24 protein-coding genes are annotated in these 25,597 nt (G+C 66.4%); 11 read left to right on the plus strand and 13 right to left on the minus strand.

The genetic code is table 11. The features are described 5' to 3' along the window. Positions 1-7 precede the first annotated feature (7 nt). A complete protein-coding gene (locus AC4PTO_RS02805; RefSeq protein WP_492731649.1) occupies positions 8-772 on the minus strand; it encodes an alpha/beta fold hydrolase in 765 nt (254 codons plus the stop codon). 94 nt (positions 773-866) lie between these two features. Here AC4PTO_RS02805 and AC4PTO_RS02810 point away from each other — a divergent pair, with 94 nt between their 5' ends. Next, positions 867-1,244 (plus strand): hypothetical protein, encoded by a 378-nt coding sequence (locus AC4PTO_RS02810; RefSeq protein ID WP_492731651.1) that lies wholly within the window; start codon positions 867-869, stop codon positions 1,242-1,244. A 49-nt stretch (positions 1,245-1,293) separates the two neighbouring features. Here AC4PTO_RS02810 and glyA read toward each other — a convergent pair whose 3' ends face one another. Then, entirely contained in the window at positions 1,294-2,586 is a 1,293-nt protein-coding gene (gene glyA / locus AC4PTO_RS02815; RefSeq protein WP_492731652.1) for a serine hydroxymethyltransferase, read from the minus strand. Positions 2,587-2,761: 175 nt separating this feature from the next. Here glyA and AC4PTO_RS02820 point away from each other — a divergent pair, with 175 nt between their 5' ends. Beyond that, positions 2,762-3,514 (plus strand): NAD kinase, encoded by a 753-nt coding sequence (locus AC4PTO_RS02820; RefSeq protein ID WP_492731654.1) that lies wholly within the window; start codon positions 2,762-2,764, stop codon positions 3,512-3,514. Positions 3,515-3,517: 3 nt separating this feature from the next. Here the strand turns inward: AC4PTO_RS02820 and AC4PTO_RS02825 are convergent, their stop codons facing one another. The 3 genes from AC4PTO_RS02825 to AC4PTO_RS02835 form a co-directional block, all read right to left on the minus strand. Next, positions 3,518-4,807 carry a sigma-54-dependent transcriptional regulator gene (locus AC4PTO_RS02825; protein ID WP_492731656.1) on the minus strand — a complete coding sequence of 430 codons (1,290 nt, stop codon included), beginning with the start codon at positions 4,805-4,807 and terminating at the stop codon, positions 3,518-3,520. A 198-nt stretch (positions 4,808-5,005) separates the two neighbouring features. After that, a complete protein-coding gene (prpE, locus tag AC4PTO_RS02830; protein ID WP_492731658.1) occupies positions 5,006-6,898 on the minus strand; it encodes a propionate-CoA ligase PrpE in 1,893 nt (630 codons plus the stop codon). 189 nt (positions 6,899-7,087) lie between these two features. After that, positions 7,088-9,367 carry an NADP-dependent malic enzyme gene (locus AC4PTO_RS02835; RefSeq protein WP_492731660.1) on the minus strand — a complete coding sequence of 760 codons (2,280 nt, stop codon included), beginning with the start codon at positions 9,365-9,367 and terminating at the stop codon, positions 7,088-7,090. A gap of 146 nt (positions 9,368-9,513) precedes the next feature. On the opposite strand from AC4PTO_RS02835, the gene AC4PTO_RS02840 reads away from it, so the two are divergent. The 6 genes from AC4PTO_RS02840 (at position 9,514) to AC4PTO_RS02865 (ending at position 15,191) form a co-directional block, all read left to right on the plus strand. Next, a complete protein-coding gene (locus AC4PTO_RS02840; protein WP_492731662.1) occupies positions 9,514-9,906 on the plus strand; it encodes a cytidine deaminase in 393 nt (130 codons plus the stop codon). Continuing rightward, on the plus strand, positions 9,906-11,213 hold the full coding sequence (locus AC4PTO_RS02845) for a thymidine phosphorylase (protein WP_492731664.1): 1,308 nt from the start codon (positions 9,906-9,908) through the stop codon (positions 11,211-11,213). The genes AC4PTO_RS02840 and AC4PTO_RS02845 overlap by 1 nt, the downstream gene beginning before the upstream one ends. A gap of 1 nt (position 11,214) precedes the next feature. Next, complete coding sequence (locus tag AC4PTO_RS02850; RefSeq protein ID WP_492731666.1) at positions 11,215-12,429, plus strand: phosphopentomutase; 1,215 nt, start codon at positions 11,215-11,217, stop codon at positions 12,427-12,429. Then, positions 12,430-13,410, plus strand: a complete 981-nt coding sequence (locus tag AC4PTO_RS02855; protein WP_492731668.1) for an adenosine deaminase — start codon at positions 12,430-12,432, stop codon at positions 13,408-13,410. Continuing rightward, positions 13,403-14,035 carry a uracil phosphoribosyltransferase gene (gene upp / locus AC4PTO_RS02860; RefSeq protein WP_492731671.1) on the plus strand — a complete coding sequence of 211 codons (633 nt, stop codon included), beginning with the start codon at positions 13,403-13,405 and terminating at the stop codon, positions 14,033-14,035. Before AC4PTO_RS02855 ends, upp begins: the two co-directional genes overlap by 8 nt. A 67-nt stretch (positions 14,036-14,102) precedes the next feature. Beyond that, complete coding sequence (locus AC4PTO_RS02865; protein ID WP_492731673.1) at positions 14,103-15,191, plus strand: SPOR domain-containing protein; 1,089 nt, start codon at positions 14,103-14,105, stop codon at positions 15,189-15,191. Between the two features lie 16 nt (positions 15,192-15,207). On the opposite strand, the gene AC4PTO_RS02870 is transcribed toward AC4PTO_RS02865, so the two are convergent. Then, positions 15,208-16,224, minus strand: coding sequence for a hypothetical protein (locus AC4PTO_RS02870; protein WP_492731675.1), 1,017 nt, complete (start codon positions 16,222-16,224; stop codon positions 15,208-15,210). Between the two features lie 103 nt (positions 16,225-16,327). Then, on the minus strand, positions 16,328-17,950 hold the full coding sequence (locus tag AC4PTO_RS02875) for an AMP-binding protein (protein WP_492731677.1): 1,623 nt from the start codon (positions 17,948-17,950) through the stop codon (positions 16,328-16,330). A 96-nt stretch (positions 17,951-18,046) separates the two neighbouring features. On the opposite strand from AC4PTO_RS02875, the gene AC4PTO_RS02880 reads away from it, so the two are divergent. Together AC4PTO_RS02880 and AC4PTO_RS02885 are read left to right on the plus strand one after the other, a co-directional pair. Next, positions 18,047-18,973, plus strand: coding sequence for a DMT family transporter (locus AC4PTO_RS02880; RefSeq protein WP_492731679.1), 927 nt, complete (start codon positions 18,047-18,049; stop codon positions 18,971-18,973). 9 nt (positions 18,974-18,982) lie between these two features. Next, the gene (locus tag AC4PTO_RS02885; RefSeq protein ID WP_492731681.1) at positions 18,983-19,642 is read left to right on the plus strand and encodes a sulfotransferase family 2 domain-containing protein; all 660 of its coding nucleotides are present in this window, start codon (positions 18,983-18,985) and stop codon (positions 19,640-19,642) included. A 48-nt stretch (positions 19,643-19,690) separates the two neighbouring features. Here AC4PTO_RS02885 and AC4PTO_RS02890 read toward each other — a convergent pair whose 3' ends face one another. From AC4PTO_RS02890 to AC4PTO_RS02915, 6 genes are all read right to left on the minus strand, one after another. Beyond that, entirely contained in the window at positions 19,691-21,889 is a 2,199-nt protein-coding gene (locus AC4PTO_RS02890; protein ID WP_492731683.1) for a 3-hydroxyacyl-CoA dehydrogenase NAD-binding domain-containing protein, read from the minus strand. Further along, complete coding sequence (locus AC4PTO_RS02895) at positions 21,882-22,382, minus strand: cupin domain-containing protein (RefSeq protein WP_492731686.1); 501 nt, start codon at positions 22,380-22,382, stop codon at positions 21,882-21,884. The genes AC4PTO_RS02890 and AC4PTO_RS02895 overlap by 8 nt, the downstream gene beginning before the upstream one ends. Beyond that, positions 22,382-23,593, minus strand: a complete 1,212-nt coding sequence (locus AC4PTO_RS02900; protein ID WP_492731688.1) for an acetyl-CoA C-acetyltransferase — start codon at positions 23,591-23,593, stop codon at positions 22,382-22,384. The genes AC4PTO_RS02895 and AC4PTO_RS02900 overlap by 1 nt, the downstream gene beginning before the upstream one ends. Before the next feature lie 9 nt (positions 23,594-23,602). Beyond that, entirely contained in the window at positions 23,603-24,235 is a 633-nt protein-coding gene (locus AC4PTO_RS02905) for a glutathione S-transferase family protein (RefSeq protein ID WP_492731690.1), read from the minus strand. Between the two features lie 149 nt (positions 24,236-24,384). Beyond that, entirely contained in the window at positions 24,385-24,597 is a 213-nt protein-coding gene (locus tag AC4PTO_RS02910; protein ID WP_492731692.1) for a hypothetical protein, read from the minus strand. After that, positions 24,597-25,046, minus strand: a complete 450-nt coding sequence (locus tag AC4PTO_RS02915) for a GFA family protein (RefSeq protein ID WP_492731694.1) — start codon at positions 25,044-25,046, stop codon at positions 24,597-24,599. Before AC4PTO_RS02915 ends, AC4PTO_RS02910 begins: the two co-directional genes overlap by 1 nt. A gap of 149 nt (positions 25,047-25,195) precedes the next feature. Between AC4PTO_RS02915 and AC4PTO_RS02920 the strand changes: the two genes are divergently transcribed. Then, complete coding sequence (locus AC4PTO_RS02920) at positions 25,196-25,564, plus strand: hypothetical protein (protein ID WP_492731696.1); 369 nt, start codon at positions 25,196-25,198, stop codon at positions 25,562-25,564. The last annotated feature ends 33 nt before the right edge of the window (positions 25,565-25,597 follow it).

Below are 25,597 nucleotides of genomic sequence, written 5' to 3' on the forward strand. Positions count from 1 at the left end.
GGATGCCTTACGCGGTGATGAAGTCGCGTACCACGGCTTCGAATTCGCGCGGGCGCTCGGCGTGCAGCCAGTGGCCCGCGCCTTCGATCGTGCTGAACCGTGCGGCTGGAAACTGTGCCAGGATCGCCGGGTGGTACTCGGACAGGATATAATCTGACTGCGCCCCGGCGACGAACAGCGCGGGGCCGTCGAACACGCCCGGTGTGTCCGGCCAGCCGGTGATCCCGTCCATCTCGTCCTGAAGGACATCAAGGTTGAGCTTCCAGCGCGGCGGATCGGATTTCAGGTCAAGCGATTGCAGCAGAAACGCGCGGACGCCCGGATCGGCCACCGTCGCAGAGAGGCGCCGGTCCGCCTCGGAGCGCAGGTCGAGCCCGCTCAGGTCAAGTTCCTTCATCGCGCGCACGAGGTGGTTTTGGGAATGGCCATAGGCGACCGGGGCGATATCGGCCACGGTCAGCCGTCGGACGCAGGTGCCATCGGTCAGGGCAAGCTGCATCGCCGCCTTGCCGCCCATCGAATGGCCAAGGACATCGGCCTGCCCGCCATGTTCGGCGATGACATGGGCGAGATCGGCGGCCATGTCGGCATAGCTATGCGCCGGGTCCCAATGGCTGTCGCCATGGTTGCGCTGATCGACCGCGATCACCAGCCGGTCCTGCGACAGGCGGCGGGCGATCACGCCCCAGTTGCGGGCAGACCCGAACAGCCCGTGCACGATCACGAGCGGGGGTTCTGACGTGGCGGTTCCGTGAAGTTGGGTGTTCAGCATGGCGCGAAACTAGCGCAGCACCCGGCCGCGCGCCAGACCCGTTGCAAGCCTCCGATCACGCGGCTAGGCTCGCCCCCGATCGAAGGAGGCGTGGATGGACCCCATCACCCTGGAGCGGATGACCGGCCAGGTTTCCCGGTTGATGGAGCAGCGGCTGGGCGCGCGCGGAAAGGATCTGCGCGCCAAGCTTGCCGCGCGGTCGCGGGCGCTTCCCCGTCCGGTGCGCCGCGCGATTCTGGTTCTGGCCGTGGCCGAGGAACGCGCGCGTGCCCCCAAGGTGCTGCGCCAGATGGACCCCGCCCGCATCACCAGGGCCCATGACGCCGCGATGGCCTATTTGCAGCCGCTTGGTGCGGGCGCACGGCTGCGCGGGCTGCTTTTGTCGATCTCGGCCTCGGTGGTCTTCGCGCTTCTGGTGACGGGGGGCGCGGTTGCGGGATTTGCCCTCTGGCGCGGGTTGATCGCGCCATAAAAAAACCGGGGACGCAGCGCGCCCCCGGCCGTTTACGATGTCTGCCCGCTCAGAGGTTGGGGTAAAGCGGGAAGCGGGCGCACAGGGCCGCGACCTTGGCCTTCACGGCCTCTTCCACGGCGGCGTTGCCGTCTTCGCCATTCGCGGCAAGCCCGTCGACGACCTCGACGATCAGGCGGGCGATCTCACGGAATTCGTCTTCTCCGAAGCCGCGGGTGGTGCCGGCAGGGGTGCCCAGACGCACGCCCGAGGTGACGGTGGGCTTTTCGGGGTCGAACGGGATGCCGTTCTTGTTGCAGGTGATATGGGCGCGGCCAAGCGCCTTCTCGGTGGCGTTGCCCTTCACACCCTTGGGGCGCAGGTCCACCAGCATGACATGGGTATCCGTGCCGCCCGTCACGATATCGAGCCCGCCCTTCATCAGCTCATCCGCAAGGGCCTGCGCGTTGGCGATGACCTGCCTGGCATAGACCTTGAATTCGGGGCGCAGCGCCTCGCCGAAGGCGACGGCCTTGGCGGCGATGACGTGCATCAGCGGACCGCCCTGGATGCCCGGGAAGATGGCCGAGTTCACCTTCTTGGCGATCTCTTCGTTGTTGGTCAGGATCATGCCGCCGCGCGGGCCGCGCAACGTCTTGTGCGTGGTGGTGGTGGCCACATCCGCATAGGGGAAGGGCGAGGGATGCGCGCCGCCCGCAACGAGACCGGCGAAATGCGCCATGTCGACCATCAGCCACGCGCCGACCTCATCCGCGATCTTGCGGAATTCGGCAAAGTCGATCTGGCGCGGAATGGCCGAGCCGCCGGCGATGATCAGCTTGGGGTTATGTTCCTTGGCAAGGGTGCGGAGCTCGTCATAGTCGATGCGCGAGTCCTGCTTGCGCACGCCATACTGGATCGCGTTGAACCACTTGCCCGACTGGTTCGGCGCAGCACCATGGGTCAGGTGCCCGCCCGAGGCAAGGTTCATGCCCAGGATCGTGTCGCCGGGTTTCAGCAGCGCGTTGAACACGCCCTGGTTGGCCTGCGAGCCGGAGTTCGGCTGCACGTTGGCGAAGTCGCAGCCGAAAAGCGCCTTGGCGCGGTCGATCGCCAGGTTTTCGGCCACGTCGACGAACTGGCAGCCGCCATAGTAGCGCTTGCCCGGATAGCCTTCGGCATATTTGTTGGTCATGACCGACCCCTGCGCCTCCATCACGGCGGCGGAGACGATGTTTTCCGAGGCGATCAGCTCGATCTCGTCGCGTTGACGGCCCAGTTCGTCGCGGATCGAACCGAACAGCTCGGGGTCACGGGTGGCAAGGCTTTCGGTGAAGAATCCGGCATCGCGCTGCGAGGTCATTGGCATCTCCTGCAAGGGGTTTCGGGGGTCGTTTATCGCAGAATTCCGGGGGCCGGAAGCGCTCAAAGCGACCAAGGCGCGATTTGGCGCGTCCTGAGGGCGGGCTTTCGCGCTTGTGTTTCCGATCCGCGCTTGCGACACGTTCAAAAGAAACCTGTGCAGGGGGATGGGCGGAATGCAGCATATCCATTTTGCCGCATCGGGCAGCGAAACGGCGCAGATGGCCTTTGCCGGGCTGACCGCGCGCTACGGGCAGGTGCCGCGCTATGCGGCCGATGTCATCGTGGCGCTTGGCGGGGACGGGTTCATGCTGCAAACCCTGCACGAGGGCACCGGCCTGCCGGTCTATGGCATGAACTGCGGCACCATCGGGTTCCTGATGAACGACTATTCCGAAGAGGGCCTGCCCGAACGGCTTGCCACGGCGGAAGAGGCGGTGATCCATCCGCTGGCGATGCGCGCGATGACCGAGGACGGACATATCCACAACGCCCTTGCGATCAACGAGGTGTCGCTGCTGCGTCTGGGGCCGCAGGCGGCCAAGCTGCGCATCTCGGTCAACGGGCGGGTGCGGATGGAGGAGCTGGTCTGCGATGGCGCGATCCTTGCCACCCCGGCGGGATCGACGGCCTACAACTATTCCGCCCACGGCCCGATCCTGCCGATCGGTTCGGACGTGCTGGCGCTGACGGGGATCGCCAGCTTCCGCCCGCGCCGCTGGCAAGGGGCGATCCTGCCCAATACGGCGGTGGTGCGTTTCGACGTGCTGGAACATGGCAAACGCCCGGTGATGGCCGATGCCGACAGCCGCTCGGTCCAGCCGGTGCTGTGGGTCGAGATCCGGTCCGAGCCGCAGGTTCAGCATCGCATCCTGTTCGATCCCGGCCACGGCCTTGAAGAGCGTCTGATGCGCGAGCAGTTCGCCTGATCGCTACTCGGCGCTGCGCCAGCCGGTCATCTTGCGATAGATCGTCGAGGGTGCCAGATCCAGTTCGCGCGCTGCACGGGGAACCGAGCCATCGTGCCGCGCGATCGTATCCTCGAGCACCGCGCGTTCGATCTGTGCCATGGTCTGGCCGGCAAACCCGGACTGCCCGCCCGGCGAGGCCCGCGGCGGGTTGCGAATATCATCGGGAAGGGTTTCGCGCGTAAGAAGGGGGCTGTCCTCCAGCGTGGTCAGCGCACGGAGCAGATTCAGCAATTGCCGTACATTGCCCGGCCATGGATGGGCCTGAAGGCATTCGAGCGCGCAGGCCGTGATCTGGGCCGGTGCGCGCCCGGCCTCGGCTGAGAAACGGCACAGCCCGGCCTCGCACAGCGCAAGAATATCGGCGGTGCGTTCGCGCAGCGGGGGCATGGCGATGGGCAAGACCTGAAGGCGGTGCAGTAGATCCGGCCGCAAGGACGGGGCTGGGTCCGCCTCGGGTGAGGGTGTGTGCAGCATGGAACAGACGATGCGCAGCTCGGGTGCCGCGAAGCTGGCTTCCAGGCGGTTGAGGATGCGCGTCAGCGTCAGTTGCGCAGCCGTCGACAGCGCGCTGACATCTTCCAGGAACAAGGTGCCACCTGCATGCCGATCCAGGTGGCCGTTGATTGCAGCCTCAAGCGCCGCTTCCTCGGTGCCGCGGCAGTCGACAGCCAGGAATGCGCCTCTGCGGGCGGTGGAGCGAAGATGGATCACCTGCGCACACAGCTTCTTGCCGGTGCCGCTTTCCCCCGAAATCAGCACCGGCACACGGGTGCGGGCAGCGGCCCGGATACGGCTGTAGACGCCTTGCATGGGAGGAGAAGTGCCGTCAAAGCCCGCGAGGGGCCCGTCATCGACGGTATCGCGCGCGCCGTGCCGTCCCTGCGATGTCAGGAGGGCATGTTCCAGTGCGTTGTCGGTTACCGGATGGATAAGGCAATGCGCAGCCCCTGCACGAATGGCGGGCGCGATCCTGTGCGATGTCTCGGGGCAGGCAAGGGCGATCACCGGCATGTCGGGATGCTGACGGCGGGCATGGCAGATCACGTCGATCGGGTCCGTCTTGCCCGGAGCAAGCGAGAGCAAGAGTGCCGCGTGCGGCAGCGTGCCCAGCTCTCTTAGTGCCGCCAGCGTATCGGACGGGGTGCTGAGGCTGCGGCCCTTGGCGCGTAGCCGTGCCGCCAGGGCCTGTTGTCGCGGAATATCTGCATCAATGAGAATAAGCGGCAATGACCCGGTCACTGTTAAATCCATCTATCGGTTCGGCGCGGCATCTGGCGGGAAATATCCGGCAGGGTGAGGCGTCGGCAGCTCTGCAATAGTCTTGGGAATTTTAACCTGAATCCCTCATGTCGAAATCAATTCGCCAAAGCTTGGGCGAAAATGAGAGAAATGCAAGGGAAGCGGTGTCGCAGGTGGGGCCGGCGGAAGAAATCCCGCCGGCCCTTCTTGTCATGCCTGCGGATAGCCAAGGCCTTTCAGGGCCTCGGCGATCTCGTCCAGGATGGCGGGATCGTCGATCGTGGCGGGCATCTTGAAGGGTTTGCCATCGGCGATGCTGACCATGGTGCCGCGCAGGATCTTGCCCGAGCGGGTCTTGGGCAGGCGGTCCACCACACAGGCAAGCTTGAACGCCGCAACCGGGCCGATCTGCTCACGCACAAGCTTCACGCATTCCTTGACGATCTGCGCGGGCTCCTTGGTGCAGCCCTTGTTGAGGCACAGGAACCCCAGCGGCATCTGCCCCTTGAGTTCGTCCGCGACCCCGATCACCGCGCATTCCGCCACGTCGGGATGCGAGGCCAGAACCTCTTCCATCGCGCCCGTCGACAGGCGGTGGCCGGCCACGTTGATCACGTCATCGGTGCGCGCCATGATGTAGAGATAGCCGTCCGGGTCGATATAGCCCGCATCCCCCGTCTCGTAATAGCCGGGGAAATGCTCGAGATAGCTTTTGCGGAAGCGCGCCTCGGCATTCCATAGCGTGGGCAGCGTGCCGGGCGGCAGGGGCAGCCTGATCGCAATGGCACCAAGGGTTCCGGGCTCCACCGGGTGGCCGCCTTCGTCCAGCACCTGAACGTCATAGCCCGGCATCGCCACCGAGGGAGAGCCGACCTTGGTGGGAAGCTCTTCGATCCCGATCGGGTTCGCGGCGATGGCCCATCCGGTCTCGGTCTGCCACCAGTGATCGACCACCGGCACGCCAAGGTGTTTTTGCGCCCATTCCACCGTGTCGGGGTCGGCGCGCTCACCGGCCAGGTAAAGCGCCTGCAGGTCGTGCAGCTTGTAGCGCTTGATCCACTCGCCCGTCGGGTCCTCGCGCTTGATGGCGCGCAGGGCCGTGGGCGCGGTGAAGAAGCTCTTGATGCGGTTATTCTGGATGATCCGCCAGAAGACACCCGGATGCGGCGTGCCGATGGGCTTGCCCTCGAAGACGACGGTGGTGGCGCCCGCGATCAAGGGGCCGTAGCAGATGTAGGAATGCCCCACCACCCAGCCCACATCGGAGGCCGCCCAGAACCGGTCGCCCGCCTCGATGTTGTAGATGTTCTTCATCGTCCATTGCAGGGCGACAAGGTGGCCGCCGGTATGGCGCACCACGCCCTTGGGCTGGCCGGTCGTGCCCGAGGTGTAAAGGATATAGGCGGGGTGGTTGCCCTCGACCGGGACGCAATCGGCGGGCTTCACGCCATACTGGAAGCCGTGCCAGCTGAAATCGCGGCCCTCGACCAGCTTGGCGACCTCTTGCTCGCGCTGGAAGATAACGCAAAATTCGGGCTTGTGGCCGGCCTGGTCGATCGCATCGTCCAGAAGCGGCTTGTAATGCACCACCCGTCCGGGTTCGAGCCCGCAGCTTGCGGCGATGATCGCCTTGGGCTGGCAGTCGTCGATCCGCACGGCCAGCTCATGCGCGGCGAACCCGCCGAAGACGACCGAGTGCACGGCGCCAAGGCGCGCACAGGCCAGCATCGCTTCAAGCGCCTCGGGGATCATCGGCATGTAGATGATGACGCGATCACCCTTTTCCACGCCGCGCATGCGCAGCGCGCCGGCAAGGCTGGCGACGCGGGTCTGGAGTTCCTTGTAGGTGATGCCCTTGGTCGAGTGGGTGATCGGGCTTTCATGCATGATGGCGATCTGGTCGCCGCGTCCGGCCTCGACATGGCGGTCGACCGCGTTCCAGCAGGTGTTGACCATGCCGTCAGCAAACCATTCGTAAAGCGGGGCGTTGTCGTCAAACAGTGCCTTCGAGGGTTTTCGGTCCCAGTCGATGGCGCCGGCTTGCTGCATCCAGAAGGTTTCGGGATCTTTCTGCCAGGCTGAGTAAACGTCTTTGTATGCCATTGCATGCCCCTCCTCGAGCTGCAAACTTGTTACAAAGCGCCAAAAGTTTCCGCAAGAATGTTACCGCCCATAGTCGGGACGGATTTGCAGAATTTTGCCAAGTCTCGACGAAAACTTTGCAAAGCCTCACGGATTTTGCTGCCTTTGCGGCAAACGCGCGCGTGCTTTGCAAAGTTGGGCGATTCCCGGTCAGCCGTAATGCGCGACCGGGGTGCCAGCGATGGCCGACATGTTCAGAAGCCCGCGCGCGGTGATCGAGGGCGTGACGATATGGGCGCGGTTGCCCATGCCCATCAGGATCGGCCCCACCTCAAGGCCACCGGCCTTCGCCTTGAGAATATTGCGCACACCCGAGGCGGCATCGGTATTGGCAAAGACCAGCACATTGGCCGCCCCTTCATAGCGCGAGCCGGGATAGATGCGATCGCGCAGCGCCTGATCCAGCGCGGCATCCACATGCATCTCGCCCTCATAGGCGAAGTCCGGCTTGCACGCGTCCAGCATCTCCAGCGCCGCGCGCATCCGCTGGCCCGAGCCGGTATCGAGATTGCCGAATTGCGAATGGCTGCACAGCGCGATCTTGGGCTGAAGCCCGAAGCGGCGCACATGCCGCGCCGCGCCGATGGCCGTCTGGGCGATCTGTTCGGGCGTCGGATCGGGGTGGACATGGGTGTCGGCGATGAAAAGCGGCCCGTCTTCCAGGATCATCAGCGACAGCGCCCCGACCGGGCGCAGCCCGTCGCGCCCCAGAACCTGGTTCACATAGTTCAGGTGCCACAGATATTGCCCGAAGGTGCCGCAGATCATGCTGTCGGCCTCGTTGCGGTGCACCATGACGGCGGCGATGGCGGTGGTGTTGGTGCGCATGATCGCGCGGGCAAGATCGGGCGTGACGCCGCGCCGCGCCATCAGCCGGTGATAGGTTTCCCAGTAGTCGCGGTAACGCGGGTCGTTCTCGGGGTTCACGATCTCGAAATCGGTGCCCGGACGGATCGGCAGGCCCGCGCGCTCGCAGCGCCGTTCGATCACCTCGGGGCGCCCGATCAGGATGGGATTGTCGGTGGTTTCCTCGATCATCGCATTGGCCGCGCGCAGCACGCGCTCGTCCTCGCCCTCGGCAAAGACGATGCGGCGGGTGGCGGTGGCGGCGGCCTCGAAGACGGGGCGCATCAGCAGGGCCGACTTGAAGACCGAGCCGTCAAGGCGGCGCTTGTAGGCATCCAGGTCGGCAATCGGGCGCAGCGCGACGCCAGTTTCCATCGCGGCCTTCGCCACGGCGCGCGCGACCGTGCCGATCAGCCGCGGATCGAAGGGTTTCGGGATCAGGTAGTCGGGGCCGAAGGTCAGCTTCTCGCCGCGATAGGCGGCGGCGGCCTCGGCGCTGGTGGTGGCGCGGGCAAGTGCGGCGATCCCCTCGATGCAGGCCAGCTGCATCTCGTCGTTGATCGTGGTGGCGCCCACGTCCAGCGCGCCGCGGAAGATGAACGGGAAGCACAGCACGTTGTTGACCTGGTTCGGGAAATCCGAACGGCCCGTGGCGATGATCGCCTCGGGCGCGACCGAGCGGACCGCGTCGGGCAGGATCTCGGGCGTCGGGTTGGCAAGGGCAAAGACGATGGGGCGCGCGGCCATCTGCGCCACCATTTCCGGGGTCAGCACGCCGGGGCCCGACAGGCCAAGGAACAGATCCGCCCCTCCGATCACCTGATCGAGGCTGCGCAGGTCCGATTTTTGCGCATAGGCGGCCTTTTGCGGGTTCATGTCCTCGGTGCGGCCTTCGTAGACGAGACCGTGGATGTCGCACAGCCAGACGTTTTCGCGCCGCACGCCCAGCTTGAGCAGCATGTTGAGGCAGGCGATCCCCGCCGCTCCGCCGCCGGTCGAGACGACCTTGATCTCGTCGAACTTCTTGCCGGCGACATGCAGCGCGTTGGTGGCCGCGGCGCCGACCACGATGGCGGTGCCGTGCTGGTCGTCGTGGAAGACCGGGATGTTCATCCGCTCGCGGCAGATCTTCTCGACGATGAAACAGTCGGGGGCCTTGATGTCCTCGAGGTTGATGGCGCCGAACGAGGGCTCCATCGCGCAGACGATATCGGCCAGCTTTTCGGGATCGGGCTGATTCAGTTCAATGTCGAAACAATCTATGTTGGCGAATTTCTTGAAGAGAACCGCCTTACCCTCCATCACCGGCTTCGAGGCGAGCGCGCCGATATTGCCAAGGCCAAGGACGGCGGTGCCGTTGGTGACCACGGCCACAAGGTTTCCGCGGGCGGTATAGCGCGCCGCGGTGGCGGGATCGGCCTTGATCTCAAGGCAGGCCTCGGCCACGCCGGGCGAATAGGCGCGGCTCAGGTCGCGCCCGTTGGCCAGGGGCTTGGTGGCGCGGATCTCCAGCTTTCCGGGCTTGGGGTGTTCGTGATAATCCAGTGCCGCCTGGCGTGCGCTGTCCTGCCGTATCTCTTCCATGTCCGCCCCTCCGAAACTGGTTTAGTCTTAAACTAAATCTTCCAAAGGGTGAATAGCCCTTCTGCGGCGGCAGGTTTACGCTGCGGCTTTGCTTGCATCGGGGGCAATCGCGGCGCAGGATCGTTGCAAACGGATCGGAGGTCGTCATGTCGCTTTTGCAAGCTGCGCGCGAAGTGCGCGAGAACGCCTATGCGCCCTATTCGCATTTCAAGGTCGGGGCTGCCGTGCGGGGCAGGTCCGGGGCGATCTATCGCGGCGTCAATGTCGAGAACGTGGCCTATCCCGAAGGCACCTGCGCCGAGGCCGGTGCGATCGCCGCGATGATCGCAGCCGGCGAGACCGAGCTGATCGAGGTCGCGGTAATCGCCGACAGCCCGACCCCGGTGCCGCCCTGCGGCGGCTGCCGCCAGAAGCTGGCTGAGTTCGCGCGCCACGATACCCCCGTCACCCTGGCCACGACCGAGGGCGACCGGCTGGAAACCACGGTGGGCGATCTTCTGCCCGGCCGGTTCGATATTTCGCACATGGACCGTGGCTGATGGATGCGCGCAGCATCATCGCCGCGGTGCGCGACGGAAAGGGGCTGGCCGCCGATCAGGCTGCATGGTTCGCGCGGGGGCTTGCCTCGGGGGATGTGTCGGATGCGCAGGCGGGTGCCTTTGCGATGGCGGTGCTGCTGCGCGGGATCGGAACCGACGGGCGCGTGGCGCTGACCGAGGCGATGCGCGACAGCGGGCAGGTGCTGCGCTGGGATCTGCCGGGCCCGGTGCTGGACAAGCATTCCACGGGCGGCATCGGGGACAGCGTGTCGCTGCTTCTGGCCCCCGCGCTTGCGGCCTGCGGGGCCTATGTGCCGATGATCTCGGGGCGGGGGCTGGGCCATACCGGTGGCACGCTGGACAAGATGGAGGCGATCCCCGGCTACCGCGCGCTGCCCGGAAGCGATGCGTTGCACAAGGTGGTGGCCGAGGTGGGCTGCGCCATCGTGGGTGCCACCGACGAGATCGCCCCCGCCGACCGCCGCCTTTACGGGGTCCGCGACATCTCGGGTACGGTGGAAAGCATCGACCTTATCACCGCCTCGATCCTGTCGAAGAAACTGGCGGCGGGGCTGGGGGCGCTGGTGCTGGACGTGAAGGTGGGCTCAGGCGCCTTCATGAAAAGCATCGGGGATGCGCGCGCGCTTGCGCGGTCACTGGTCGATACGGCCAATGGCGCGGGCTGCCGGACCTCGGCGCTGATCACGGACATGAGCCAGAGCCTTGGCCATTCGGCGGGCAATGCGCTTGAAGTGCTGGAGGTGATGGAAACGCTGACCGGCACCAGTATCAGCGAGGCGCTTTGGGATGTGACCGCGGCCCTGGGCGGCGAGGCGCTTGCCTTGGCCGGGCTGGCCGAGGATCTGGACGACGGCGCGGCCCGGATCGATGAGGCGCTGGAATCGGGACGCGCGGCCGAGGTTTTCGGTCGGATGGTCGCGGTCCTCGGGGGGCCTGCGGATTTTGTCGAACGCTATCCCGACCGGCTGCCCTCGGCGCCCGTCATGCGCCCGGTTCCCTGCCCGCGCGCGGGCTTTGTCGGCGCGGTCGATGCCGAGGCGCTTGGCCATGCCGTCGTGCGTCTGGGCGGCGGGCGGCTGGTGGGGGGCGACCGGATCAACCCCTCGGTCGGCCTGTCGGGCCTTGCCACCATCGGCGAGGACATGACCGTGGGCGAGCCGCTGGCGATCGTGCACGCCGCGAGCGATGCGGCCGCCGATGCGGCGGTGGCGGCGGTGATCGCGGCCTACAGCCTTGCCGACACCACCCCCGAGGAACCGCCGCTGATCCATGAAAGGGTGGCCTGAGATGGCGCGCGCATTCCTGATCGTGCTGGACAGCGCAGGCGCGGGCGGCGCGCCCGACGCGGCGCAGTTCTTCAACGATGGTCTTCCCGATACCGGGGCCAATACTCTTGGCCATATCGCGCAGGTCTGTGCGGCGGGGCGCGCCGAAGAGGGGCGCAGCGGCCCGCTGCGGATGCCGCATCTTGACGCGCTCGGGCTTGGCGCGGCGATCCGGCTGGCCTCGGGCGATGATGCGGTGCCGGGCCTCGGGGCGGTGCCCGCGGGCCTCTGGGGTGTCGCGACCGAGGTGTCGCGCGGCAAGGACACCCCGTCGGGGCATTGGGAGCTGGCCGGCGTTCCGGTGCCGTGGGAATGGCATTATTTCCCCGACACGACGCCCGCGTTTCCGGCCGATCTGACGGCCGAAATCGCGCAACTGGCCGGAACGGACGGCATCCTTGGGAACTGTCACGCCTCCGGCACGGCGATCGTGGACCGGCTGGGGGCCGAGCATCTGCGCAGCGGCTGGCCGATCTGCTACACATCGGTCGACAGCGTGGTGCAGATCGCCGCGCATGAAGAGGCCTTCGGGCTTCAGCGCCTGCTGGATCTTTGCGCGGCCCTTGCGCCGCGGGTGCATGCTATGAAGGTGGGCCGCGTGATCGCGCGCCCCTTCGTGGGGACCGAAGGCAACTTCACCCGCACGCCCAACCGGCGCGATTTCGCCATTGCCCCGCCCGCCCCCACCTTGCTGGACTGGGCGCAGGGGGCGGGGCGTGCAACCCACGCGATCGGCAAGATCGGCGACATCTTCTCGGGCCGCGGCATCGGCCACAGCCACAAGGGCAAGTCCGACGCCGACCTGATGGCGCATCTTCTGCGGCTGGCGGACGAGGCCGAACCTGGATCGCTGACCTTCGCCAATTTCGTGGAGTTCGACACGAATTTCGGCCACCGGCGCGACGTGTCGGGCTATGCCCGCGCGCTGGAATGGTTCGATGCGCGGATCGGCGGGTTTCTGGACAGGCTCGGCCCCGGCGACCTGGCGATCTTTACCGCCGATCACGGCAATGATCCCACATGGCACGGCACCGACCATACCCGCGAACGGGTGCCCGTGCTGGGCTGGGGCGTAGGCACGCGCGCCATCGGGCAGGTGGGGTTTGCCGATGTGGGCGCCTCGATCGCGCGCCATCTGGATATTCCGGCTTCGGGGCCGGGGCGGAGTTTTCTCTAGATGCTGCCCAAGATCGAACTTCACCTGCATCTGGAGGGGGCCGCCCCTCCGTCCTTCATTCGCGGCATCGCGCGCGAAAAGCATATCGACATCGGCGGGATCTTCGATGCGGCGGGCAATTACGCCTATACCGATTTCTGGGATTTCCTGCGCGTCTACGAGGCGGCAACCTCGGTGCTGACCACGCCGGAAGATTATGCCCGGCTGACCCGCGCCGTGCTGGAGGAAAGCGCCGCTGCGGGGGTGATCTACTCTGAAACCTTCCTGTCGCCCGATTTCTGCGGCGGGCGCGATCTGGCCGCCTGGCGCGACTATCTGCACGCCATTCAGGAGGCCGCCGCCGGGGCCGAGCGTGATCTGGGCATCACCCTGCGCGGTATCGTGACGCCGATCCGCCATTTCGGCCCCGAAAAGGCGCGCGAAACCGCGCTTTGCGCCGCCGAAACCGCCGGTGCGTTCATCACCGGCTTCGGGCTTGCGGGTGACGAAAAGATCGGCCGCCCGCGTGATTTTCTGTGGTCGTTCGATTGCGCCCGCGAGGCGGGCCTGCGGCTGACCTGCCATGCGGGCGAATGGGGCGGGCCGCAATCCGTGCGCGAGGCGTGGCGCGACCTTGGGGTCGAGCGGATCGGCCACGGCGTGCGTGCCGCCGAGGACCCCGCCCTGGTGCGGGAACTGGCCGAGGCGGGTATCGTGCTTGAGGTCTGCCCCGGCTCGAACATCGCGCTCGGGCTTTATGCGGACTGGAGCGCACATCCCGTCGGGCGGTTTTTCGATCAGGGCGTGAAGGTCACGGTTTCAACCGACGATCCGCCGTTTTTCCACACCACGATGGAACATGAATATGCCCGCCTGGCCGAAAGCTTCGGCTGGGACGAGGCGGTTTTTCGCACCATTGCGCAGACCAGCCTCGATGCCGCATTCTGCGATCCTGCCACCAAGGCCAAGCTGAAGAAAAAACTGGAGAGTGCCGATGACTAAGCATCTGACCGTGGTCGATCATCCGCTGGTGCAGCACAAGCTGACCCTGATGCGCGAGAAGAACACCTCCACCTCCAGTTTCCGCCGCCTCCTGCGCGAGATCAGCCTGCTTCTGGCCTATGAGATCACGCGCGAGCTTGAGATGACCACGCGCGTGGTCGAAACCCCGCTTTGCGAAATGCGCGCCCCGGTCCTGGATGGCAAGAAGCTGGCCCTGGTGTCGATCCTGCGGGCGGGCAACGGGCTTCTGGACGGGATTCTGGAACTGATCCCGGCGGCGCGGGTCGGCTTCATCGGGCTTTACCGCGACCCCGAGACGCTGCGGCCGGTGCAATATTACTGCAAGGTGCCCTCCGAGCTTGAGGACCGGATGGTGATCGTGGTCGATCCGATGCTGGCGACGGGGAATTCCTCGGTGGCGGCGATCGACCTGCTGAAGGAAAAGGGCGCGCGCAACATCCGCTTTTTGTGCCTGCTTGCCGCACCCGAAGGGGTGGCGCGGATGAAAGAGGCGCATCCGGACGTGCCGATCGTGACCGCTGCTCTGGACGAGAAGCTGAACGATCATGGCTATATCGTGCCGGGTCTGGGCGATGCGGGCGACCGGATGTTCGGCACCAAATAGCACTGCGCGGCTTTACTGACCCGCAGACTCGGTGCATGTTCCCAAAAGGTTAACATCGGGGGATGTGATGCGTTTGGGGATTTGGGCCGCGGCATTCGCGGTCTTGTCGATGGCGGGTGCGGTAGATGCGCAAGCCCAGGAGTTGCGCGGTCCGGCCGAGATCCCGCCGTCCTCCTACACGGGCCGGCAATATGTGGACAGCGCGGGCTGCGTCTTCATGCGCGCGGGCTATGGCTCGGTGGTAAGCTGGGTGCCGCGTGTGGGGCGCGACCGCAAGCAGATCTGCGGCTACACGCCGACCCTTGCCGAGACCGCCGTGCCGCCTGCGGACCCTGCGCCCGCGCCACCCTCGCAGCCGCTAGCGGGGAATTTCCGGTCCCACGCTGCGGGCGGTCCGATGCCGACCATCGCGCTGAACAACGATCCGCCGCGTATCGGGCGCGCCGCGCGCAAGGCGAAAGCCGCGCCGTCCAAGGCCGCCCCGGGGCCGCGCAAGCCAGTCGCCGTTGCCCGGCCGGTGGCACCGGTCACCATCGTTTCCATCCGGAACGAGGACGGACGGCGCACGAATTGCCCCAATGCGCCCCGCATCGCGCAGCGCTTCGTCTTTTCCGATGGCCGCCAGTTCCTGCGTTGCGGCCCCCCGGTTGCCAATCCGGTGACCGCGCTGAATCGCGCGGGCGTGCCGGGGCTGCGTGTGGTGGGGCCGGTGCCTGCCGCGACCGGGCAGGCCGTGCTGCGCACCGCCCAAGCCACACCCCGCGGGTATGAGCGCGCGTTCCGCGATGACCGGCTGAACCCGAGTCGCGGGCCGCGCACGGCGGCGGGCGATGCCCAGATGCGCCGTGTCTGGACTGATGACGTGCCCCAGCGGATGCGCAAGGATCCGATCGTCGCGGCGAAGCCTGCCCATGCCGGCCGTGCGGTCACGGGGCAGGGGCTGGTGCAGGTCGGGGCCTTCGCGGTGCCCTCCAATGCCGACAAGACCCGGCAGATCCTGCGGGCGCTGAACCTTCCGGTGGCGGTGTCGCGCGTTGCGGGGCGTGGCGGTCCGATTCAGGTGATCTATGCCGGTCCCTTCGCCAGTGGGGCCGAACAGGCCGCCGCATTGGGCGCGGTGCGCCGCGCAGGCTATCGTGACGCGTTCATGCGCTGAGGTTCCGGGAAGGGGCTCAGCCCCCGTCGCAGATGGATTGCAGCGCGATCCACTGCGAATCCTCCAGAAGCGGGTCGGGCGATTTGCCCGGCACGGGATCGGCCTCAATCAGGCCCAGAACCGTTTCCCCCGACGGGTCGAGCGCATAGGCATAGGGGGCTGAACTGACCCCGGCGCGCGCGAAGGCGGCCAGAAGGGTTTCGTCATCGGGCCGCTGGCGCGATTGGTCCAGCAGATGTTTGCCATAGCCGCGCAGGGCCTTGTCGGACAGGCTTCCGGTGGTCAGAAGGCGAAAGCTCGGCCCCAGCCCGGCCCATTCCAGCACCGCCAGAAGCGGATCGTTTTCGGGGCCGCGCGGCTCTGCGGCCAGGATATGGCCCGCCGCGACATCGGGGCTGTCGAAGCCCTCGACCAGCGGGCGTCCGATCGCGGTGATCCCGCCGGGCAGGTGCAGCGCGCCGTTCAGCGCATTGGGCAGCACGACGATTTCGCCGGACCCGGACAGCCGTTTGGTCAGATCCGCAAGGGCGCGCTCGCCCGCCGGGCTTTGACAGGGCGCGCCGGTCAGGGTCGTCAGCTCGGCCAGGACCTGCCGTCCGATCTCAAGGCGTTTCGGGGCGGGGGCCACCGCGGCGGCATGGGTCACGATCGCGCCGGGCAGCCAGAAGATCGCCACCGCCGCCAGCAGCACCGAAACCCCGCCCAGAAGCGCGCCGCGCAACCGGCCGGGATGGGGGCGGCGCGCCTCGATGATGGCGTGGACCTTCTCGATGGCCGCGATCATCGTGTCGTCATTCAGCTCCAGCTCTTCGCCGGGTTCGTCCGAGGGGGCATAGATCGCCGGGCGCTTGCCGGGATTGCGCCGCGCCACCGCAGGCAGCGACCAATGCGCAAGCGCGCGGTTCGACTTGTCGTCAAGGATGACCAGGGTCGCATCGCCGAACTGCACGATGACTTCGCGCCGCTGCGCCTGTGGCGTTTCGCGCCACAGGCCGGGGCTTTCGAGCCTTTGGAATTCGGAAAGCGCGGTCATGCGCGGGCCTGTATCTTTGTCATTTCGCGCAGGATAGCCGATGGCGGGGCAGGGTCAATCGCCGGGCGGGCCGCGGCGGCGGGCGGGCGCCGCCGCACCCCGATCACAGCAGCTTGGCCACCGCGCGCAGCTCGAATTTCTGGATCTTGCCGGTCGAGGTTTTCGGAAGATCCGCGAAGATCACGCGCTTGGGCGTCTTGAACCCGGCCAGCCGTTCGCGCGCGAAGGCGATGATCTCGGCTTCGTCGGCGGTGGCACCCTCTTTCAGTTCGACGAAGGCGCAGGGCACCTCGCCCCATTTCTCGTCCGGTTTCGCCACCACCGAACAGAGCGACACCGCCGGATGCGCCGCGATCACGCCCTCGACCTCGACGGACGAGACATTCTCGCCTCCCGAGATGATGATGTCCTTGGCGCGGTCGGTGATCTTGATATAGCCGTCGGGATGCATGAAGGCGATGTCGCCGGAACGGAAGAAGCCGCCCTCGAAGGCCTCGCGCGTGGCTTGCGGGTTCTTGTAATAGCCCTTCATCGTGGCATTGCCGCGCATGGCGATCTCGCCCAGATGGGCGGCGTCGCGGGCGACCTCCTTGCCTTGATCGTGCACGGTGATCTGTTCCATCATCGGCATCAGGACGCCGGTGCGCGCCTTCAGCTCGGCCCGCTCATTGCCGTGGGTATCGTCCCAGGCTGCTTTCCAGGTGCATTCGGTGGCCGGGCCGTAAACCTCGGTCAGGCCATAGACCTGCGTGACGTTGAAGCCGAGTGGCTCGATCGCGGCCAGCGTGGCGGCCGGGGGCGGGGCGCCGGCGGTGAAGACCTCGACGATATGGTCGAAGTCGCGCCGGTCGGCTTCCTTTGCATTGACGATGGTGTTCAGAACGATGGGCGCGCCGCCGAAATGTGTGACCCTGTGATCGGCGATGGCGTCATAGACCGCCTTGGCGGTCACGTCGCGGCAGCACACCACCGTGCCGCCCAGAAGCGGCACCATCCAGCCATGCGTCCAGCCATTGCAGTGAAACAGCGGTACGATGGTCAGATAGACCGGGTAAAGCTGCATCCGCCACGAGATCAGGTTGCCCATCGTGGCCAGGTAGGCGCCGCGGTGGTGATAGACCACGCCCTTCGGCCGCCCCGTCGTGCCCGAGGTGTAATTGAGCGCGATGCTTTCCCATTCGTCCTCGGGCATGATCCATGCGAACATCGGATCGCCCTCGGCCAGCAGTTCCTCATACTCCAGGTAATGCCCGGTGGCGGCGATGCCGGCCTCGGGGTCGGCCACCTCGATGATCTGCGGGGCGGGGCCGTGCATGGCCTTGATCGCCTCTTCCGCCAGCTTCAGGAAGGCCGTGTCGCACAGCACCACCTTGGCGCCGCCATGTTCGAAGATATAGGCCACCGTGTCGCTATCGAGCCGCACATTGATCGTATTCAGCACGGCCCCGCAGGCCGGCACCCCGAAATGCGCCTCAAGCTGGGGGGCGGTGTTGGGCAGCAGCGTCGCCACCACATCGCCCGGCGCCACGCCCCGCGCGGCAAGCGCCGAGGCCATGCGGCTGACCCGCGCGTGATAGTCGAGATAGCTGCGCCGGGTCTTGCCGTAGATCAGCGCGGTCCGTTCGGGAAACACCTCGAGGGCGCGGTTCAAATGCGACAACGGTGTCAGCGGCACGAAATTCGCGGCGCATTTTTCAAGCCCGGTCTCATCCGAAAGCCAACCCATGCTTCTCTCCCTCATGTCGGAAAAAATGTCGTTTACAGGCGCGATTATTGGACCCTGGCGATGTCTTTGGAAAGGGGTATCGGGAGAGGATGGAAGATGGCGCATGTCGAGGCGGCACCGCTTCAGGTGAACAGGACGATCGCTGCAGCGGGGGCCATTCTGCTTTATGCCACCGCGATCGGGTTCACCGACAATTATGTGCGCGTGATCGCGGCCGAGATCAGCCTGTGGCAGTTCCATGCCATGCGCACCCTTTTCGTGCTGGTGCTTGCCGCGGTGCTGATACCATTCCTGCAAACCGATCTTCGGCCGCAGAACCTGCATGCGGTTGCGGCGCGCAGTCTGGTGCATGGCATGGCGCTGATGTTCTATTTCGCGGCGCTCGGCTTTCTGTCGGTGGCGCAGGCGGCGGCGGGGTTGTTCACTGCGCCGATCTTCGTCCTGCTGATCTCGCGCTTTGCCTACGGGCAACGGATCGGCCCCTTCCGGATTGCTGCCGTGGCGCTCGGGTTTCTCGGGATCTTGCTGGTTCTGGGGCCGGGCAAGCAAGAGCCCATCACATGGATCTCGGCGGTGCCCCTGATCAGCGGCTTTTTCTACGCGCTTGGCAACGTCGCCACGCGGCGCTGGTGCGCGGGCGAGAGCGCGCTTGTGCTGACGCTGGGGTTCTTCGTGGCGATGGGGGCGCTTGGCCTTCTGGGCATGCTGGTGCTGGCGGTCTTTCCGCAGGCGGCGGGGGCGGGCAGCGCGGGGTTCCTGTTGCGCGGCGTCACGATGCCGTCTGCGGAGGTGGTGTTCTGGGTCTTCGTGCAGGCGGCGGGCTCGCTTTTCGGGGTGGCGGCGATGGTGCGGGCCTATCAGTTGGCCGATGCCAGCCGGGTCGCGGTGTTCGAATATGTGGTGCTGCCGGTCGCGGCCCTGTGGGGGTTCGTGTTGTGGGGCGATATGCCGGGCGCGGTGGCGGTCCTGGGCATGGTGCTGATCTTCGCGTCGGGGCTACTCATTGCGCTGCGGGGCAAGTAACCTGCGGGCATGATCATCTCGCGCGGGCGCCGCTACATCTTTGTCCATATTCCGAAAACCGGCGGCACGGCGATGTCGCTGGCGCTTGAGGAGCGGGCGAAGGCCGATGACATCCTGATCGGGGATACGCCCAAGGCCCGGCGCCGGCGCGGGCGGCTGAAGGGCGTGCAAGGCGCGGGGCGGTTGTGGAAGCATTCCGCCCTGTCGGACGCGATCGGGCTGATTTCCCTGCCCGAGGCAGAGACGTTCTTCACCTTCACCATGGTGCGCAACCCCTGGGACCGGATGGTCAGCTATTACCACTGGCTGCGCGAACAGGATTTCGATCACCCGGCGGTGCATCTGGCGCGGCGCAGCGGCTTCAGCGCCTTTCTGAATGCGCCCGAAACCTGCACAAGCATTTCCGCCGCGCCCTATGACAGCTATCTGCGTCTGCCCGACGGGCGCCTGCGCTGCGATGCCTGGCTGCGGCTGGAGCATCTGGAGGAAGATGCCCGCCCCTTGACGGCGCATCTGGGCTTTGCCGTCACCCCGCTGCCGCGGGCCAATGAAAGCCCGCGCCCGCGTGACTGGCGCCCGTTCTACAGCGAGGCCGATGCCGCGCTTGTGGCGCGGATCTGCGCGCCCGACATCGCGCGCTTCGGCTACGGCTTCGATCCGCAGGTGTGAGAACGCCGGGCCCGCCGGGCCCGGCGCGGGATCGTTCCCTGTTGCGGCTCAGGCGGCGCGCGCGGCCTCACCCCCGCCGAAGCGGGCATAGAACCCGTCGCCCTTCGCGGCGATGTCGCGCAACAGATCGGGCGCCTTGAAGCGGGCGCCATGCGCAGCCTCGAGCGCGTCGCAGATTTCCACGGCCCGCGCGGCGCCGAGGATATCGAGCCAGCTGAACGGCCCGCCCGACCAGGGCGCGAAACCCCAGCCCAGAATGGCGCCGACATCGCCTTCGCGGATATCGGTCAGCACGCCCTCCTCGAAGGCCCGCACGGCTTCAAGCACCTGCGCCATCAGCAGGCGGTGCTGGATCTCGTGCAGCTCGGGCTGGCTTTCGGCCTCGGGGTATTGCGCGGCCAGCCCGTCCCACAGGCCGGCGCGCTTGCCGTTCTCATAGCTGTAGAACCCCGCATCGGCCTTCTTGCCCAGGCGGCCCTGATCGGCCATCCAGAAGATCACCTCGTCCACCGCGCCATCGGGATAGGCATCGCCCATCGCCGCGCGGGTGGCCTTGGCGATCTTCACGCCAAGGTCGATCGAGGTTTCGTCCACCAGCTGCAGCGGCCCCAGCGGCATGCCCACCAGCTTGGCGGCATTCTCGATCAGCACCGGGCTGACGCCCTCGGCCACCATGCGGATGCCTTCGTTGATATAGGGGATGATGCAGCGGTTGGCGTAGAAGAAGCGCGCATCGTTCACCACGATCGGCGTCTTGCGGATCTGGCGCACGAAATCGAGCGCCTTGGCCACCGCGCGGTCGCCGGTTTCGCGGCCCTTGATGATCTCGACCAGAAGCATCTTGTCGACCGGGCTGAAGAAATGGATGCCGATGAACTGCGCGGGCCGTGCGCTTGCCTTGGCCAGCGAGGTGATCGGCAGGGTCGAGGTGTTGGTGGCGAAGATCGCATCCGTCGGGATCACGGCCTCGGCGCGCTGCGTGACCTCGGCCTTGACGGTGGGGTCTTCGAACACCGCCTCGACGATCAGGTCGCAGCCTTGCAGCGCGTCGTAATCGGTGGTGGCGGTGATCCGGCCCAGCACCTCGGCCTTCTTCTCTTCGGTCACCTTCTTGCGGCTGATCCCCTTGTCGAGGATGCCGGCGGAATAGGCCTTGCCGCGCTCGGCCGCGTCCTGGCTTGCGTCGATCAGCACGACCTCGATCCCGGCATTGGCGCTGACATAGGCGATGCCCGCACCCATCATGCCCGCCCCGAGGATGCCGACTTTCTTCACCGTCTCATCGCCCACCTTGGGCCGGTTCGCGCCCTTCTCCAGCGCCTCCTTGTTGATGAAAAGCGAGCGGATCATCGCGCTGGACGAGGGGTTCATCAGCACGTTGGTGAACCAGCGCGCCTCGATGGACAGGGCCTGGTCGAAGGGCACGAGCGCGCCTTCGTAAACCGCGCTCAGAAGCGCCTTGGCCGCCGGATAGACACCCATCGTCTTGCCATGCACCATGGCCGAAGCACCGACGAAGGTCATGAAGCCCGCGGGGTGATAGGGCGCGCCGCCGGGCATCTTGTAGCCCTTGGCGTCCCAGGGTTTGACAAGATCGGCATCCCTGGCGCTCAGCACCCATGCGCGCGCGGCGGCAAGCGGATCTTCCACCACCTCGTCGATGATCCCGGCGGCCTTGGCCTTTTTCGGGTCTGACAGCTTGCCCTCCAGCAGGAAGGGCGCCGCGACCATCGCGCCCATCTTGCGCACAAGCCGCGTGGTGCCGCCCGCGCCGGGGAAGATACCGACCATGATTTCCGGCAGGCCGATCTTGGCCTTGGGGTTGTCGGCGGCAAAGATCCGGTGGGTCGAAAGCGGCAGTTCCAGCCCGATGCCAAGCGCCGTGCCGGGCAGGGCGGCCGCGATCGGTTTGCCGCCCTTGAGGGTTTTGCGGTCCATGCCCGCGCGCTCGATCTTGCGCAGGACGGCGTGCATCCGCATCACGCCCTCATACAGCCCCTTGGCGGGTGCGTCGCCCGCATCCTCTTTCATCTTGGCGATGACGTTAAGGTCCATCCCGCCCGCGAAATCCTTCTTTCCGCTGGTGATGACGACGCCCTTCACCTCCGTGTCGGCAAGCGCCTTGTCGATGAAGCCGTCAAGCAGGGCAAAGCCCTCAAGGCTCATGACGTTCATCGACTTGCCCGGAACGTCCCAGGTGATGACGGCCACGCCGTCGCTGCCGAGCTCATAGGTAAAATCAGCCATTCTTCTCTCCCTTCGGCGCGAGGTCGCGCGGACCGGTCCAGTCGCTGCCGTCATGATAGGTGAAGCGGGCCTTGCCGCCCGCTATATGGATCTGCATGTCCACGTCGGAATAGGTTGCCACCTCGGTGGTGGCTTTGGTGCCCACGATCAGGAAGCGCGCGGGCGCGGCCGAGCGGTTGACGAAACGGTGGCCGTTCGCCACCCCCGCCTGCCACGCGGCGCAGTCGCCCGGATGCATGGCGGTTTCGCCCGCATCCTCGATCAGGATCAGTTCGCCTTCGAGCACCATGGCGAATTCGTCCTCGTTCAGGTGCCAGTGCCGGAGCGAGGCGGCCGCGCCGGGCTGAAGCGTCACGATATTCACGCCGAACTGGGTCAGCCCCGCCAGGTCGCCAAGGCGGACCGAGGACCGCCCTGCCATCTGGCCGGCATAGGGTTCGGGGTAGATAGACCCCGTCCTGACCGGCGCCTGATCGAGGTCGAGCCGGGGCATCACACGCGCTCGATGATCGTGGCAGCGCCCATGCCCGATGCGATGCACAGCGTCGCAAGGCCGGTGGACAGGTCGCGCCGTTCCAGTTCGTCCAGAAGCGTGCCGATGATGATCGCCCCGGTGGCGCCAAGCGGGTGCCCCATGGCGATGGCGCCGCCGTTCACGTTGACCCTGGCGGGATCGACCTCGAAGGCCTGCATGAAGCGCAGCACGACCGAGGCGAAGGCCTCGTTCACCTCGAAAAGATCGAGATCCGAGATCTTCATGCCGCTGTCCTTCAGGATCTTTTCGGTCACCGGAACCGGGCCGGTCAGCATGATCGTGGGGTCGGTGCCGATCTTGGCGGTGGCGCGGATGCGGGCGCGGGGTTTCAGCCCGTGCGCCGCGCCGAATTCCTTGTTGCCGATCAGCACGGCGGCCGCGCCATCCACGATGCCCGAGCTGTTGCCGGCATGGTGGATGTGCTCGATGGCCGACAGGTGCGGGTATTTCAGCATCGCCACCTTGTCGAAGCCGGGCATCACCTCGCCCATGTCCTTGAAGCTGGCCTTGAGCGCGCCAAGCCCCTCGACCGTGGTGCCGGGGCGCATGTATTCGTCGCGCTCCAGGATCACCACGCCGTTCTGGTCGACCACCGGCACGATGGATTTCGCAAAGCGGTTCTCGGCCCAGGCCGCGGCGGCGCGGTTCTGGCTTTCGACCGCAAGCGCGTCGGCCTGTTCGCGGCTGAAGCCGTATTCGGTGGCGATGATATCGGCCGAGATCCCCTGCGGCACGAAATAGGTCTTCATCGCAAGGCTCGGGTCCACAGCGATGGCGGCCCCGTCCGAGCCCATCGCCACGCGGCCCATCATCTCGACCCCGCCGGCGATATAGGCCTGCCCGGCGCCGCCCTTCACCTGGTTGGCGGCAAGGTTCACCGCCTCCATTCCGCTGGCGCAGAAACGGTTGATGGCAAGGCCGGGGATGCGTTCGTCCAGGTCCGACAGCAGCACGGCCGAGCGCGCAAGGCAGCCGCCCTGTTCGCCCACCTGCGTGACATTGCCCCAGATCACGTCCTCGACGGCGTGGCCCTCAAGGCCGTTGCGCGCCTTCACGGCATTGAGCAGCCGGGCCGACAGCGCGACCGAGGTCACTTCGTGCAGCGCCCCGTCCGGGCGCCCCTTGCCGCGCGGCGTGCGGCAGGCGTCATAGATATAGGCTTCGGTCATCTTTCCTCCTCAGGCCCGGTCGGCAGGGCTGCCGGGCATCATGTCGTAGGGATGTTTCCAGCCGGGCAGGGCCGCGATCCGGTCCAGCCAGCGGTCGATATTGGGCAGCGCCTTGCGCTCGAAGGTGAAGGGCTCGGGGTAGAACAGGTATCCGCAGCACGCCGTATCGGCGAGCGTCGGCCCGTTGCCCACGATCCAGTCGCGCCCTTCAAGGTGGCGCTCCAGCGTCTTCAGCGCGACGGTCAGCCGGCCCGAAAGCCAGGCGATCACCTCCATCGGGCGCTTTTCCTCGGGCAGGAAGTTCATCAGGAACCGCAGCGTTCCGGCCTGGGCCGACATCTTGTGATTGTCCCAGAACAACCAGCGCAGCACCTCGTCCCGCTCGTCGGGCGCGCCCAGAAGGCGGCCGGTCTTCTGCGCGACATGCAGCTGGATCACGCCCGATTGCGTCAGCCTCAGATCGCCCTCTTCGAAAACCGGTGCCTCGCCCATCTCGTTCAGCGCAAGGAATTCCGGGCTGCGGGTCGCGCCGTGGAAAAAGTCGACATAGATGGGCTCCCACGCATAGCCGGCCAGCGACATTGTCAGCGCCGCCTTGTAGGCATTGCCGCTTTCGCCGAAGCAATGGAGTCTGGCGGTCATCCGGTTCCCTCCCTGAATCCTGGTCCGGCGCGGCAGGCGCGCGGGATCGTCATGGCTGTGATCTTGCCACAAAGTGACCTTCGCGTAAGGCCCTTCGCCCCGGAATTGCGCAACGTCACAAACGCGCTGACCACACGTCGCGCCCCGGATCAGGCCTTGCGCTCGCCCAGTTCGGCCTTGAACAGCCGCAGCCGGTGGTTGAGGTTCTCGTGATGCGTGACCGAGCCGAAATGCTCGAACAGGAAGGTCAGCGCCTCGTCCGGGGTGATCCCGGCCTCTTCGGCAAAGCGGTGCAGGCTGCGATAGGCATCGTTGGTCATCGCCACGGGAAAGCGGCGCGTCAGGCGCAGGCGTTTGGGCATCAGTCTTCCTTCGATTGGTGCGAGACCACGACGGCCAGCAGCTCTGGCCGGGTGGTATGGGCGGGCAGGGCGGACAGCGCGTCAAGCCAGCCCATGCGCGATTCCATCCCGCCCTGATCCTGTGGTGCGAAGGGGAAATCGGGGCTCAGGCATCCGGCCATGAATTCGAACGTGTCCCCGGTGCGCAGGTAAAGGGGCGTGCCGCAGGTGGCGCAGAACCCCCGGACCGAGATGTTCGAGCTTGCCCATTCCGCGGGTTGCCCCGTTATCGTGACGCGCGCGCCCGGCACCTCGTAAAGCGGGGCGAAGGCGTTGCCGGTGGCACGCTGGCACATCCGGCAATGGCAGACCCCGGCGCTGCCCGGACCGGGGGCGACGGCAAAGCGCACCGCGCCGCACTGGCAGCCGCCGCGGGCCTCGGGGAAATCGCGTTCGGGGCTGGTGGGCATGGGCGTGCTCCTGCATGTGCATCGGGCGCAGCGTAGTGGGGCGCGATCCCTCTGGCCAGTGGAAAGCGGTCATCTTGCCCTTGAACCCAATGGGGCCGAGGGCCTATGTCGGTCTGGCAACGGGCGACACCTTCCGGGAGGCAGACAGAATGCGCAACGCGGCATTGGTGCTTGGGATCATTGGCGGATTGATCGCCATGCTCGTGGGCTTTTTCAGCTTCGGCTATACCGAGGTCGTGCGGGTCCATGCCGAGGTCGGCCGGGTCTTCGGCGAGGTCGAGAATACCGGCCTTGTGCGCATGGCAAGCTTTCTTGCCCCGCTGATGGCGATCGCCGGGGGGGCGATGGCGAAGATCCGGGCACTTTGGGGCGGCGTGCTGATGCTGCTGGCCGGCGTGTTGATGTATTATGCGTTCGGCTTCGGGGTGTTCACGATGTTCCCGATCGGGTTTTGCCTTCTGGGCGGCGTTCTGGCCATTGCGGCCGGCCGGCCGGACGCCCCGAAGACCCATTTCTGAGCCCTGCTACGGCATGAAAAAAAGGCGCGGGTT

The sequence above is a fragment of the Rhodobacter maritimus genome (assembly GCF_058747975.1).

What these genes read in the sequence shown, in the direction of transcription:
- AC4PTO_RS02805 (WP_492731649.1), bottom strand. Translation starts at nt 772, where the DNA reads ATGCTGAACACCCAACTTCACGGAACCGCCACGTCAGAACCCCCGCTC.
- AC4PTO_RS02810 (WP_492731651.1), top strand. Translation starts at nt 867, where the DNA reads ATGGACCCCATCACCCTGGAGCGGATGACCGGCCAGGTTTCCCGGTTG.
- glyA (WP_492731652.1), bottom strand. Translation starts at nt 2,586, where the DNA reads ATGACCTCGCAGCGCGATGCCGGATTCTTCACCGAAAGCCTTGCCACC.
- AC4PTO_RS02820 (WP_492731654.1), top strand. Translation starts at nt 2,762, where the DNA reads ATGCAGCATATCCATTTTGCCGCATCGGGCAGCGAAACGGCGCAGATG.
- AC4PTO_RS02825 (WP_492731656.1), bottom strand. Translation starts at nt 4,807, where the DNA reads ATGGATTTAACAGTGACCGGGTCATTGCCGCTTATTCTCATTGATGCA.
- prpE (WP_492731658.1), bottom strand. Translation starts at nt 6,898, where the DNA reads ATGGCATACAAAGACGTTTACTCAGCCTGGCAGAAAGATCCCGAAACC.
- AC4PTO_RS02835 (WP_492731660.1), bottom strand. Translation starts at nt 9,367, where the DNA reads ATGGAAGAGATACGGCAGGACAGCGCACGCCAGGCGGCACTGGATTAT.
- AC4PTO_RS02840 (WP_492731662.1), top strand. Translation starts at nt 9,514, where the DNA reads ATGTCGCTTTTGCAAGCTGCGCGCGAAGTGCGCGAGAACGCCTATGCG.
- AC4PTO_RS02845 (WP_492731664.1), top strand. Translation starts at nt 9,906, where the DNA reads ATGGATGCGCGCAGCATCATCGCCGCGGTGCGCGACGGAAAGGGGCTG.
- AC4PTO_RS02850 (WP_492731666.1), top strand. Translation starts at nt 11,215, where the DNA reads ATGGCGCGCGCATTCCTGATCGTGCTGGACAGCGCAGGCGCGGGCGGC.
- AC4PTO_RS02855 (WP_492731668.1), top strand. Translation starts at nt 12,430, where the DNA reads ATGCTGCCCAAGATCGAACTTCACCTGCATCTGGAGGGGGCCGCCCCT.
- upp (WP_492731671.1), top strand. Translation starts at nt 13,403, where the DNA reads ATGACTAAGCATCTGACCGTGGTCGATCATCCGCTGGTGCAGCACAAG.
- AC4PTO_RS02865 (WP_492731673.1), top strand. Translation starts at nt 14,103, where the DNA reads ATGCGTTTGGGGATTTGGGCCGCGGCATTCGCGGTCTTGTCGATGGCG.
- AC4PTO_RS02870 (WP_492731675.1), bottom strand. Translation starts at nt 16,224, where the DNA reads ATGACCGCGCTTTCCGAATTCCAAAGGCTCGAAAGCCCCGGCCTGTGG.
- AC4PTO_RS02875 (WP_492731677.1), bottom strand. Translation starts at nt 17,950, where the DNA reads ATGGGTTGGCTTTCGGATGAGACCGGGCTTGAAAAATGCGCCGCGAAT.
- AC4PTO_RS02880 (WP_492731679.1), top strand. Translation starts at nt 18,047, where the DNA reads ATGGCGCATGTCGAGGCGGCACCGCTTCAGGTGAACAGGACGATCGCT.
- AC4PTO_RS02885 (WP_492731681.1), top strand. Translation starts at nt 18,983, where the DNA reads ATGATCATCTCGCGCGGGCGCCGCTACATCTTTGTCCATATTCCGAAA.
- AC4PTO_RS02890 (WP_492731683.1), bottom strand. Translation starts at nt 21,889, where the DNA reads ATGGCTGATTTTACCTATGAGCTCGGCAGCGACGGCGTGGCCGTCATC.
- AC4PTO_RS02895 (WP_492731686.1), bottom strand. Translation starts at nt 22,382, where the DNA reads ATGCCCCGGCTCGACCTCGATCAGGCGCCGGTCAGGACGGGGTCTATC.
- AC4PTO_RS02900 (WP_492731688.1), bottom strand. Translation starts at nt 23,593, where the DNA reads ATGACCGAAGCCTATATCTATGACGCCTGCCGCACGCCGCGCGGCAAG.
- AC4PTO_RS02905 (WP_492731690.1), bottom strand. Translation starts at nt 24,235, where the DNA reads ATGACCGCCAGACTCCATTGCTTCGGCGAAAGCGGCAATGCCTACAAG.
- AC4PTO_RS02910 (WP_492731692.1), bottom strand. Translation starts at nt 24,597, where the DNA reads ATGCCCAAACGCCTGCGCCTGACGCGCCGCTTTCCCGTGGCGATGACC.
- AC4PTO_RS02915 (WP_492731694.1), bottom strand. Translation starts at nt 25,046, where the DNA reads ATGCCCACCAGCCCCGAACGCGATTTCCCCGAGGCCCGCGGCGGCTGC.
- AC4PTO_RS02920 (WP_492731696.1), top strand. Translation starts at nt 25,196, where the DNA reads ATGCGCAACGCGGCATTGGTGCTTGGGATCATTGGCGGATTGATCGCC.